The 10,735-nt window shown below is 65.2% G+C and carries 13 protein-coding genes; 9 read left to right on the forward strand and 4 right to left on the reverse strand.

Annotation, left to right across the window (positions count from 1 at the left end):
* Nucleotides 1-38: 38 nt before the first annotated feature.
* Genes bufB through ABIC03_RS35945 form a run of 3 tightly spaced genes read left to right on the forward strand, consistent with a single transcriptional unit; the run spans nucleotide 39 to nucleotide 2,231 of the window.
* Nucleotides 39-953 (forward strand): MNIO family bufferin maturase, encoded by a 915-nt coding sequence (gene bufB, locus ABIC03_RS35935; protein ID WP_275172146.1) that lies wholly within the window; start codon nucleotides 39-41, stop codon nucleotides 951-953.
* Nucleotides 943-1,722 (forward strand): HvfC/BufC N-terminal domain-containing protein, encoded by a 780-nt coding sequence (locus ABIC03_RS35940; protein ID WP_354065253.1) that lies wholly within the window; start codon nucleotides 943-945, stop codon nucleotides 1,720-1,722. Before bufB ends, ABIC03_RS35940 begins: the two co-directional genes overlap by 11 nt.
* Nucleotides 1,722-2,231 carry a DoxX family protein gene (locus ABIC03_RS35945; RefSeq protein ID WP_354065255.1) on the forward strand — a complete coding sequence of 170 codons (510 nt, stop codon included), beginning with the start codon at nucleotides 1,722-1,724 and terminating at the stop codon, nucleotides 2,229-2,231. Before ABIC03_RS35940 ends, ABIC03_RS35945 begins: the two co-directional genes overlap by 1 nt.
* A gap of 15 nt (nucleotides 2,232-2,246) precedes the next feature.
* Here ABIC03_RS35945 and ABIC03_RS35950 read toward each other — a convergent pair whose 3' ends face one another.
* The 3 genes from ABIC03_RS35950 to ABIC03_RS35960 are packed head-to-tail and all read right to left on the reverse strand — an operon-like array spanning nucleotide 2,247 to nucleotide 4,336.
* Nucleotides 2,247-3,095, reverse strand: a complete 849-nt coding sequence (locus ABIC03_RS35950; RefSeq protein ID WP_354065257.1) for an SDR family NAD(P)-dependent oxidoreductase — start codon at nucleotides 3,093-3,095, stop codon at nucleotides 2,247-2,249.
* 10 nt (nucleotides 3,096-3,105) lie between these two features.
* Nucleotides 3,106-3,657, reverse strand: a complete 552-nt coding sequence (locus ABIC03_RS35955; protein WP_354065259.1) for a carboxymuconolactone decarboxylase family protein — start codon at nucleotides 3,655-3,657, stop codon at nucleotides 3,106-3,108.
* Nucleotides 3,635-4,336 (reverse strand): TetR/AcrR family transcriptional regulator, encoded by a 702-nt coding sequence (locus ABIC03_RS35960; protein WP_354065261.1) that lies wholly within the window; start codon nucleotides 4,334-4,336, stop codon nucleotides 3,635-3,637. Before ABIC03_RS35960 ends, ABIC03_RS35955 begins: the two co-directional genes overlap by 23 nt.
* Nucleotides 4,337-4,443: 107 nt before the next feature.
* Between ABIC03_RS35960 and ABIC03_RS35965 the strand changes: the two genes are divergently transcribed.
* The 6 genes from ABIC03_RS35965 to ABIC03_RS35990 all read left to right on the forward strand — a co-directional run bounded on the left by ABIC03_RS35965 (nucleotide 4,444) and on the right by ABIC03_RS35990 (nucleotide 9,033).
* Nucleotides 4,444-5,646: an ABC transporter substrate-binding protein gene (locus ABIC03_RS35965; protein WP_354065263.1), complete on the forward strand. Its 1,203-nt coding sequence runs from the start codon at nucleotides 4,444-4,446 to the stop codon at nucleotides 5,644-5,646.
* 3 nt (nucleotides 5,647-5,649) lie between these two features.
* Nucleotides 5,650-6,543 carry an MBL fold metallo-hydrolase gene (locus ABIC03_RS35970; RefSeq protein ID WP_354065265.1) on the forward strand — a complete coding sequence of 298 codons (894 nt, stop codon included), beginning with the start codon at nucleotides 5,650-5,652 and terminating at the stop codon, nucleotides 6,541-6,543.
* A 14-nt stretch (nucleotides 6,544-6,557) separates the two neighbouring features.
* A complete protein-coding gene (locus ABIC03_RS35975) occupies nucleotides 6,558-7,397 on the forward strand; it encodes a Bug family tripartite tricarboxylate transporter substrate binding protein (protein WP_354065267.1) in 840 nt (279 codons plus the stop codon).
* Complete coding sequence (locus ABIC03_RS35980; RefSeq protein ID WP_354065269.1) at nucleotides 7,394-7,525, forward strand: hypothetical protein; 132 nt, start codon at nucleotides 7,394-7,396, stop codon at nucleotides 7,523-7,525. The genes ABIC03_RS35975 and ABIC03_RS35980 overlap by 4 nt, the downstream gene beginning before the upstream one ends.
* A gap of 40 nt (nucleotides 7,526-7,565) precedes the next feature.
* Nucleotides 7,566-8,102: a VOC family protein gene (locus tag ABIC03_RS35985; RefSeq protein WP_354065271.1), complete on the forward strand. Its 537-nt coding sequence runs from the start codon at nucleotides 7,566-7,568 to the stop codon at nucleotides 8,100-8,102.
* 115 nt (nucleotides 8,103-8,217) lie between these two features.
* Nucleotides 8,218-9,033, forward strand: coding sequence for a class I SAM-dependent methyltransferase (locus tag ABIC03_RS35990; protein ID WP_354065273.1), 816 nt, complete (start codon nucleotides 8,218-8,220; stop codon nucleotides 9,031-9,033).
* Between the two features lie 22 nt (nucleotides 9,034-9,055).
* Here ABIC03_RS35990 and ABIC03_RS35995 read toward each other — a convergent pair whose 3' ends face one another.
* Nucleotides 9,056-10,612 (reverse strand): L,D-transpeptidase, encoded by a 1,557-nt coding sequence (locus ABIC03_RS35995; RefSeq protein WP_354065275.1) that lies wholly within the window; start codon nucleotides 10,610-10,612, stop codon nucleotides 9,056-9,058.
* Nucleotides 10,613-10,735: the final 123 nt, after the last annotated feature.

The following is a 10,735-nucleotide window of genomic DNA, read 5'->3' on the forward strand; positions in this document are numbered from 1 at the left end:
GACACGAGCACGACAACAGGGAAGAGCGGAGAGAAACCATGACGACGGCAATCGCGCCTGACATGTCTGCGGTGCCCCTCCGCTATTCCGCGCCCATCGGCGGCGTCGCCGGGACGAGCTTCAAGCCCGAACACCTTCAGGCGATCCTGGGCGCGAACCAGCGGCGCGGCTTCTTCGAGGTCCACGCCGAGAACTACATGGGCGCAGGCGGACCGCCGCATCGCGCGCTGGAAGCGATCCGCCGCGACCATCCACTGTCGCTGCATGGCGTGTGCATGTCGATCGGCGGACCACAGCCGCTCGACAAGGCGCATCTGGCCCGCTTTCGCGGGCTGGTGGCGCGCTACCAGCCTGCGCTGGTATCCGAGCATCTCGCCTGGTCGACGCATGAGACCAGCTTCTTCAACGATCTGTTGCCGCTGCCCTACACCGCAGCAACGCTCCGAAATGTGTGCGATCACATCGATCAGGTGCAGGACGCGATCCGCCGCCCGCTGCTGCTGGAAAACCCGTCGACCTATATCGCCTTTCGCGAATCGTCGATGAGCGAGACCGATTTCATCCGCACTGTCGCCGAGCGGACCGGCTGCGGGCTGCTGCTCGATATCAACAATGTATTCGTATCAGCGACCAATCACGGCTTCTCGGCGCTCGACTACCTCGCGGACTTTCCGCTGGCCCGCGTCGGGGAGATCCATCTTGCCGGCCATGCCGAGCAGGCCGATGACGAAGGCGACCTGCTGCTGATCGACAGCCATGACGGCCCGGTCGCGGACGCCGTGTGGAAGCTGTACGAGATCGTCGTCCGGCGCCGCGGCGGCGTGCCGACGCTGATCGAGTGGGACAGCAAGATCCCGGATTGGCCGGTCCTGCAGGCGGAAGCCGCCGCCGCGCAGGCGATCCTCGATCGTTGCCGCCCGGTCGGGTTGACGGGAGATCGTCATGCCGCCTGAGCCTGACCTTGGCTTTGCCGCAGCCTTCGCACCGGCGCTGCTGGACCCGGTGCGCCTTGCGCCTGAAATCGTGACCGGTCCGAACGGCAAGGCACCCGGCAAGCGCTACGATGTCTACCGCAACAATGTCACGGTCAGCCTGATCGACGCGCTCGCTGCGATCTATCCGGCGGTGCAGCGCATCACCGGGATCGACTTCTTCCGCGCCATGGCGCGCTTCCATGTTCGCCAGACGCCACCGATCTCACCGCTGCTGTTCGACTACGGCCGCGACTTCCCGGCCTTCATCGCGCAATATGAACATGCGCAGATGATGCCATGGCTTGCAGATGTCGCCCGCATCGAGCGGGCCTGGCTCGATGCCTATCATGCCGCCGACGCCGTACCGGTGTCGCCGGCGCAGCTTGCCGCAGTTGCGCCTGAGCGGCTGGGCGATCTCGTTCTCATACCGCACCCGGCAGCGGGGATCGTGCGGTCGCAATTCGCGGCGGTGACGATATTCGCGGCCAACCGCGATACGTCGCCGGTCGGGCGCATCGATGCTGCGTCGCCCGAGGACGCGTTGGTCACGCGCGCCGAATTCGATGTCGTGGTCCGGCACCTGCCGCCCGGCGGAGCGGCATTCGCGAGCAGCCTGATGTCGGGTCGGCCGCTCGGCGAGGCCGCTGCACGCGCGCTGGACGCAGCAGCCGACTTCGACCTCGCTTCGAACATCACCGGCCTGATCGAGGCGGGCGCCTTCACCTCAATTGCTTTCGGAGATGTCTGATGATCACGGACCAACGCATGCAGGCGGGTGGCGGCCTCCCCGCGCTCGGGCTCCTCGTCGACAAGGCCAATCATCTGGTGCAGACCATCGCCTCGCCGTCGGTCGTTCAGCTTGCGCTCCGCATCGCGCTGGCGGTGCCGTTCTGGCGTTCCGGCATGCTCAAATGGGCAGGCTTCCTCAGGCTCAACGACACCGCGGTGACCTTGTTCAGCGAGGAGTTCATGCTGCATCTGCCGGGCGGGCCCTATCATTATCCGGCGCCGACCGTGATGGCCTTCCTCTCGGGATGCGGAGAAATCATGTTCCCGATCCTCCTCCTGCTCGGCTTCGGCACGCGGTTTGCGGCGCTCGGACTGCTGTTCATGACCGTCATCGTCGAGCTGACCGTGCCTGACGGCTGGCCCATCCACATCACCTGGGCGGCGATGGCGCTCGGCATCATGGCCTATGGGCCGGGCTGGGTCTCGCTGGACCATTTGATCTGCCGAGCGCGCGGCCCCCGGCCATAGGCGCGAGGCGTCCTATCACATCCCGCTCAGGCCGCTATCGACCGCGAGCGTCTGCGCGGTGACGTAGACGCTCTCGTCCGAGAGGAAGAACAGCACGGCATAAGCGATTTCCCAGGCGGTGGCCTGGCGGCCGAAGGGAACGTGGCCCTTGCCGCGGTTGGGTCGGCCGGCGCCGGCCTCGCGGCCGTTCGGGGTGTCGACGAGGCCGGGATAGACCAGGTTGGCGCGGATGCCGCGGCGCGATCCGAGATGGGCGATGTTGCGCATGAGGCCGCCGAGCGCGGCTTTCGAGGAATCATACACCGCCATCTGCGAGCCGGCCTTCAGCGCGGCGATGGAGGAGATGAAGACGATCGATCCGCCGTTGTCGAATTTCGGCAGGGCCGCGCGGCAACACAGCATCGGACCGCGAACGTTGACGTCGTAGATCCCATTCCACTCCTCGGGGCTGAGGGCGTCGAGCCCGACCTTGCCGAAGGTGCCGATGTTGAGGACCATGCCGTCGAGACCGCCCATGGCGCGATGCGCCTCTTCGATCATGCGCTGAACGTCGGATTCAGAGGTGACATCGGCCGCGATGGCAAAGCCCTCGCCGCCTTCGTCGGTGATACGCTTGACCGTTTGTTCGGCCGAGGTTCGGTTGCGGTCGGCGACCGCGACCTTCGCGCCCTCGCGCGCGCAAAGAATGCTCATGGCGCGGCCGTTGCCGATCGGATCGGTGGCGGCGTCGAACACGCGCTGGCCACCGCCGACGATCAGGATGCGGCGGCCCTCGAGACGTCCCCTGCCCGGCGCTTCGCCCAGCGATTCCGCGCTCGGCGGGCGGACATAGCGGTCTGGCCTGGTCTCGGAATTTTCGGACATGCGCGCCGCCTTATTTCTTGCCGCCGTCATAGACCTTCATGCCAGCTGCCGGATCGAGATCGGTCTCGGTCGCCTCGGTGAGACGCGCCATCATCATGTAGAAGCCGAGCGCGACGATGGATTCGACGATCTCCTGGTCGCTGAAATACTCGCGCATGGCGGCGAAGATCGCCTCGGGAACGCGGACGTTCTCGACCACTTCGCGGCCGAATTTCAGCAGGGCGCGCTCGGCCTCGTTCAAGCCGGCGGCATCGTAGTCGGCGCGCTCGACCGCATCGACCTGTGCTTGCGTGCAGCCGATTCCGAGCGCGATCGGCACGTGCTGGCGCCATTCATAGGCGCCGCCTTCGAGCTGGGCTGCCTGCAGGATCAGGAGCTCGCGATTGACTGCACTGAGCTTCTGCTTGTGCAGGATCGAATTGCCGAGCCGCATCGCCGGGATCATGTTGGCCTCGGCATGAGCCATCATGCGGAAAATATTCAGCTTGACCGGCATGCGGTCGAACGAGGCGCGGATGTCGCCGCTGGTCGTCTCCGGATCAATCAGGGGCAGCCTTGCCACGATTCTCTCCCTTGGCTTTTCGTTTCTTGTTGTCGTTTGTCCCGCCATCCGCCGCGATCAGCGACAGGAAGAACGCGAGGTAGCGGTCGATCGCCTCGATCACCTTCGGCCGCGGCGACGGTGCCGCGCCCATCACGTAATGCTCGAGACGGATGTAGATCAGCCCGGCCGCGAACAGCCGCGCGGTCTCGCGCGGATCCGGCGTCGAGACCAGACCGGCGAGCGCAAAGCCGCGGAAATAATCCGTCATCATGCTCTGCTCGCGCGCATAGAAATGATCGGCGAATTTGGCGCGGATGCCGGGCACGCGATTGCGCTCGGCGGTGATGACTTTCTGGAACTGGTGCTCGCGCGGATCGGACCATTGTTCGACGAGGTCCAACGCAAACTGCCGGCAGAACGCGGCGGGCTGGCGCGCAAGCTGCTTGTAGCGCGGCTCTTCGAGCCGGCTCGCCGAGCTGGCCGGACCGTGCTCGGCAACGATCGCCTCCAGGATCGCGGCCTTGCCGGCGAAGTGATTGTAGAGGCTGCTCTCGCGGATGCCGACGCGACGCGCGAGCTCTCGCATCGAGGCGCCGCCGTAGCCGCTCTGCGCGAACAGATCGAGCGCCTCGGCGAGGATGCGCTCGCGGGTCGTGGGCGCAGCCGCTTCCGCCGCGCTGGTGGTGTGGACAGCCATGCGACTTGACTAACGAACGATCGTTCGTTAGTCAACCGTACGAACGATCGTTCGTTTCAACTCCGCGCCTCAGAGAAGCGGAGAGCAAACTTTGGGGAGACGACGTCATGGCGCGCTTCGCCCGCCTTCGCGCGGCCTGCATCCTGTTGCCGATGCTCGCCGCAAGCACCGCTCAGGCCCAAAGCAAATACGATCCCGGCGCCGACGACAAGATCATCAAGATCGGCACCACCGCGCCGCTGAGCGGCCCGGTGTCGGCCTTCGCGCAGATCGCGAAATCCGCCGAGGCCTATTTCCGCAAGGTGAACGACGACGGCGGCGTCAACGGGCGTCGGATCCAGATGATCATCGCGGACGATGCCTACAGCCCGCCGAAGACGGTGGAGCAGACGCGGCGGCTGGTCGAGAGCGAGGACGTGCTGCTGATCTTCGGCGGTGTCGGCACGCCGACCAACAGCGCCGTGCACAAATATCTCAACGACCGCAAGGTGCCGCAGCTCTTCCTGGGATCCGGTGCGGCGAAATGGGACGATCCGAAGAATTTCCCGTGGACCGTCGGCTGGCAGCCGACCTATCGCGACGAGGCGATCGCCTACGCCAGATACATCAAGGCGAGCCATTCCAATGCGAAAATCGGCGTGCTCTACCAGAACGACGACCTCGGCAAGGATTATCTGAAGGCGCTGGAGGAAGGGCTCGGCAACGGCGAGGCGATCGTCGCGCGCGCGGCTTATGAAACCTCGGCGCCGACCGTGGACACCCAGATCCTCCAGTTGAAGACCGCAGGCGCGGACGTGGTGCTGGTGGCGGCAACGCCGAAGTTTGCGGCGCAGGCGATCCGCAAGATCGGCGAGATCGGCTGGAAGCCCGTCACCATCATCTCCAACGTCTCGGCCTCGATCAGCGGCGTGCTCGAGCCGGCCGGCAAGGACAATTCCACCGGCGTCATCTCCAGCCAGTATCTGAAGGACGCGACCGACCCGGCACTGAAGGACGATGCCGGCCTCAAGGAGTGGGTCGCCTTTATGGACAAGTACCTGCCCGAGGCCAACAAGAGCGACTGGCTCAACGTCTATGGCTACACCATCGCGCAAACGCTGGTGACCGTGCTCAAGGCCGCCGGCAACGACCTCACCCGCGCCAACGTGATGAAGCAGGCAACGACCATGAAGGACGTGCGCCTGCCGATGCTGATCAACGGCACCGCGGTCAGCAATTCGCCCGAACGCTTCACGCCCATGACCAGCCTCCAGCTGATCCGCTTCGACGGCACGCGTTGGATGCCGTTCGGCGATCTTCTGAAGAACTGAGCGATGCGGCAGGTGCGCATCGGCAGCATGCGGATCGATCTCGTCAGCGAGATCGCAGCGCTCGCGTTCGACAAGGCCTGGCTGTTCGCCAACGTCACCGACGAGGTGATCGAGGCGAACCGAAGCTGGCTCGATCACCGCTATATCGAGCCGGAGACCGGCCGCTTCATCCTCAGCCACCATTCATATTTGGTTCGCACGCCGCGCTGGACCGCCATCGTCGACACCTGCTGCGGAAATCACAAGCAGCGGCCGCGCGTCCCGGCGTGGAACAACCTCGACCAGCCTTATCTCGAGAACATGCAGGCGCTCGGCGTCAGGCCCGAACAGGTCGACTTCGTAATGTGCACGCATCTGCATGTCGATCACGTCGGCTGGAACACACGCCTCCTCGACGGCCGCTGGGTACCGACTTTCCCCCAGGCACGCTATCTGATGGGGCGCGCCGAATATCGCCACTTCGAGGCCGCGCACAATGCCGCGCCAAACAGCCCGGTGAACCACGGCTCGTTCGAGGATTCGGTGCTGCCGGTGGTCGCGGCGGGCCTTGCCGAATTCGTCGAGACCGATCATCGCCTGTTTGACGATCGCGATGCCGCCTTGCGCTTCGCGCCGGCGCCGGGCCACACCACCGGCAACATGCAGATCCATCTCAATGGCGGCCACGATCACGCGGTGATGTCGGGCGACGTCATCCATCATCCGATCCAGTGTGCCGCGCCCTGGCTGTCGAATGCGGCCGATGTCGATCCGAATGCTGCGATCGCGACACGGCTGGCGCTGCTCGACGAGCTCGCGGACACGCCGAGCTATCTGCTCACCGGCCATTTTCCGGCGCCGACAGGCGGGCGCGTGATCCGGCACGGCGAGGCATTCCGGTTTCGGTTCGAGGATTGAGGGGGAAAGACACCATGAAGCTGCGCATTATCACACTGTCGTTGCTCGCATTGCTCTCGGCAGCGCTGCCCGCGCGCGCCGAGGATCCGGCCGCCTATCCCACGCACAAGATCAGGATGCTGCTGCCTTATGCGGCGGGTGGCGGCGGCGATGTGATCGGGCGGCTGCTGGGCGACAAAATGGGCAAGACGCTCGGACAGAGCGTCTATATCGAGAACCACACCGGGGCTGCCGGCACGCTCGGCACGCAGATGGTCGCGGCATCGGCGAATGACGGCTACACCATCACCGTCGGCGGCATGACCACACATGTGCTCGCGCCGGCGATCTATCCGAAACTGCCCTACGATTCGATCAAGGATTTCACCACGATCGGGCGCATCGGCACGTCCTCGATCATGCTGGTCGCGACCAAGGATTTTGCGGCCAACGACATCAAGGGCCTGATTGCGCTGGCCAAGAAGGGCGAACCGATCCAGTACGGAAGCTGGGGCGTGGGCTCGACCGGACAATTCTGCGCGGAAATCCTGATGCAGCAGACCGGAATCAAGATGGACCACGTGCCGTTCAACGGCATCGCTAAACTGGCTGGCGATTTGCTCGGCGGCCACATCTCGCTGGCGACATTGGACATGGCGACCGCGACGCCGCTGGTGAAGGACGGCTCGATCAAGGCGCTGGCCGCCTGCGGCGAGCGTTCGCCGAGCCTGCCGGATGTCGCAAGCTACAAGGAACAGGGCGTACCGTTCGACCGCAGCCTGTCCTGGGCGATGTATGCGCCTGCGGGCCTCGCCGAACCGATTGCGAAAAAGCTGTCGGCGGCATTGAAGGACGCGCTCGCCGATGCCGAGTGAAAGGGAAGCTGCTGGGGCTCGGCATCACGCCGCAATTCGTGCCGGGCGACGAGCAGCGCGACATCAATGCCCGCGACATCGCGGCCTGGAAGCAGGTTGCCAAGGACGCGGGCATTGAAGTGAAGTGAACCGAGGTCAAGTGAGCCAAGTGACAAGGGGAGCGCCGACATGAGCCGCATCTTCGGCGCGGTGCGCCAGAACGGATATGTGGTGCGGGACATCCACGGCGCGATGAAGCACTGGATCGAGGTGATGGGCGTCGGCCCCTGGTACTACATGGACCGCGTCAAGACCGACTGGTTTCGCCATCGCGGCGAAAACTCAGCCGTCGAGATGAGCATCGCGCTGGCGAATTCCGGCGATCTCCAGATCGAGCTGATCCAGCAGCGCAACGACGCGCCCTCGCTGTACCGGGAATTCCTCGAGTCCGGCCACGAAGGCCTCCAGCACATGTCCTACTGGAGCCACGACTACCAGGCGCTCTACGACAGGGCGCTCGAGCTCGGCTACAGGATCGGCCATGAGGGCCAGATCGGCGGCGACAAAGGGCGCTTTGCCTATTTCGACACGCAGGCCCATCCGGGCACGGTGATCGAGATCTCCGACATCAGCGGCACCAAGGGGCCGTTCTTCGAGAAGGTCCGGCAGGCCGCGGCCAACTGGGACGGCACGCGGCCGATCCGTGAGGTCGGTGCGAGCCGATGACGCCAGAGGCCCGCAAGGCGATCCAGGAACCGGCCGGGTTCACCGCGCTGCTGGCGCGGTAGACGGCAATCCGTGGTAATATGAGCCTCGTGTCCGAACCTTCAGCGAGGCAAGCATGTCCAACACTGACAAGGTTTTCGCCGGCTCGATCCCAAAGCTCTACGACGAATATCTGGTGCCGATGATCTTCGCCGTCTACGCCGACGACATCGCAAGACGTGTCGCGGCCCTGTCTCCCTCCGTGCTGCTCGAGATCGCGGCAGGCACCGGCGCAGTGACGCGCGCGGTGGCGGCGGCGCTGCCGCCCGGCGTCCGTTATGTCGCGACCGACCTCAACGAGCCGATGCTCGCCGTCGCGGCACAGCGTCAGGCAGATGACGATCGCATCTCGTGGCGCCAGGCCGACGCAGCGGCCCTGCCCTTCGAGGATGCCGCCTTCGACGTGGTCTGCTGCCAGTTCGGCGCCATGTTCTTTCCGGACCGCGTCAAGGCTTACGGGGAGGTGAAGCGCGTCCTGAAGGACGACGGCACGTTCGTGTTCAACGTCTGGGATCGCATCGAGGACAATGTGCGGACGCATGAAGCAACGGTCGCGCTCGAAAAATTGTTCCCCGACGACCCGCCCCGTTTCATGGCCCGGACGCCGCACGGCTATCACGACAAGGCCGTCATCAGAACCGACCTCGAACACGCAGGTTTTCGTGACATATCGATCGAAACGCGAACTGAAATAAGCCGGGCGCCGTCGCCGGAGCACGTCGCGATCGCGCTCTGCCAGGGCACGCCGCTGCGCAGCGAGATCGAGGCACGCGATGCCAGCAAGCTTCAGGCTGCGACCGACATCGTTGCCGAGGCGATCCGAACGCGCCATGGGTCCGGACCGATCGAAGGCAAGATCCAGGCGATCGTGATCGAAGCGCGGCGATCGTGACGGGCTTCGATCTGCCCGCCTCTTACCAGAAGCCCCGCTGCATCGGCTGTGCCGGCTGATAATATTGATACTGGCCGCGCCGGCGCGGATTGACGGGCTGCGGGTTCGGATCGCGCTGGAAGAAGAAGCCGAAACCATTGCCGCCATTGTCCCAGCCGTCGTCGCTCGCCATGGCCATCGGAGGCGCGGTTGGCTTGCGCGTGATGAAACCACCCTGGGGTTGGTTGCTCAGCACCGCGACGAACTCGGTGCGGTAGTTGGTTTCAGCACTCAGCGGCTCGTCCGAGATGATGATCGAGGACCGCGGCAACGCGGTCGGCGCGATGCGATCGAGCACCTCCTGCGGGATGGTAATGCGGTCGAGCGCGTTCCTGGCGTTGTCGCCGTCTTCGATCGTGACCACGCTCCAGCGCAGGCCCGTATCGTTCTTCGCCATCGCCGTGAAGATATGCGTGCCGAGCGGCTGATCCGGATTGCGGATCGTGACGGGAACCTCGATGCTGGTGTCGAATACCTCGCCGCCGCCGTCCGGTGCCGGCTTGTGCGTGTTCCGCCTCACGTAGAGCTTCTGCGTCGCGCGGCTGATGTAGACCGAGACCGGTTCGAGCGCGAGCTTTGCGTCGGTCGCAGCCTTCACGGCGTCGACCTTCCTGGCCGCTGCCGCCTTGGCCGCCTCCTTCGTGGCCGCGACCGCATCGCGCTTCGGCTGTGCGGCGGCCTTGGCGGCATCGAGCTGCGTCGCCGCGTCGGCGGCCCTGGTGGCGGCCTTCTGCTTCAGCTCCTCGGCCTTGGCGCGGGCCTGATCGGTCTTGGCGGCCGCGAGCTGCTTGTCGGCGAAGGCGAGCTCGGCGTCAGCGCGGGTCCTCTGTTGTTCCAGTTTGCGCAGCGAGGCCGGCAGCGATGCCGCCTCTTTCGCGGCCAAAGTCGCGGCCTTCTTGGCCTCGTCGGCCGCCCTTGTGGCCTCCTCCGCCTCGCCGGAGAGCTTGCCGATCTGGCCCGGCGCCGCCGCAATGGCGTCCCGCTTCGGCATGAACAATGCGGGATGAACGATGTCGATCGGAGCCGCGTCGTTCGGCGAGATGATCACCCGCATGCCTATGTTGGTCTTGTCGAACAGGCCTTCCGCGAAGCCGAACGGCATCCGCACGCAGCCATGCGAAGCGGCATAGCCGGGCAGCGGCCCGCCATGCAGCGCGATGCCGTTCCAGGTGATGCGCTGCATGTTCGGCATCCAGGCGTCGTCATACATGGTCGAGCGGTGGTCCTTGTCCTTCTCGACGATGGCGAAGACGCCGGCCGGTGTCTCGCGTCCCGTCGTGCCGGTGGACACCGGCGCGCGAAAAATCCAGCCCTCGGCGTCGTAGAAGGTGACCTGCTGGCTCTTGATCGACACGATCGCCATGATCGGCTCGCCGGCCTCGCGCGGCGCCGCCGCCTCGGCCGGCTGGCGCGCCTGCTTGGCCGCATTGGCCGGGCCCACAGCCGCAAAGGCGAGCATTGCCGCCAAGGTCACAATCCCGGGAGGCCCCCAACGCCGCATCGCCACGGTGGATTGCGCCGTTGTCATCAGGTTTCTCATGCCATCCTCGGTCGAAATGCCAGTCCGCCGGTCATTGATCAGATTGCGATCTTTGAATTAAGAAATCGCAGCCGCCTTACGTTCCGTCTGTGGCGACATTCGGCACGTTCCGGCGATAAATCT

It is taken from the genome of Bradyrhizobium sp. RT6a (assembly GCF_040547675.1).
Classification (GTDB): Bacteria; Pseudomonadota; Alphaproteobacteria; order Rhizobiales; family Xanthobacteraceae; genus Bradyrhizobium.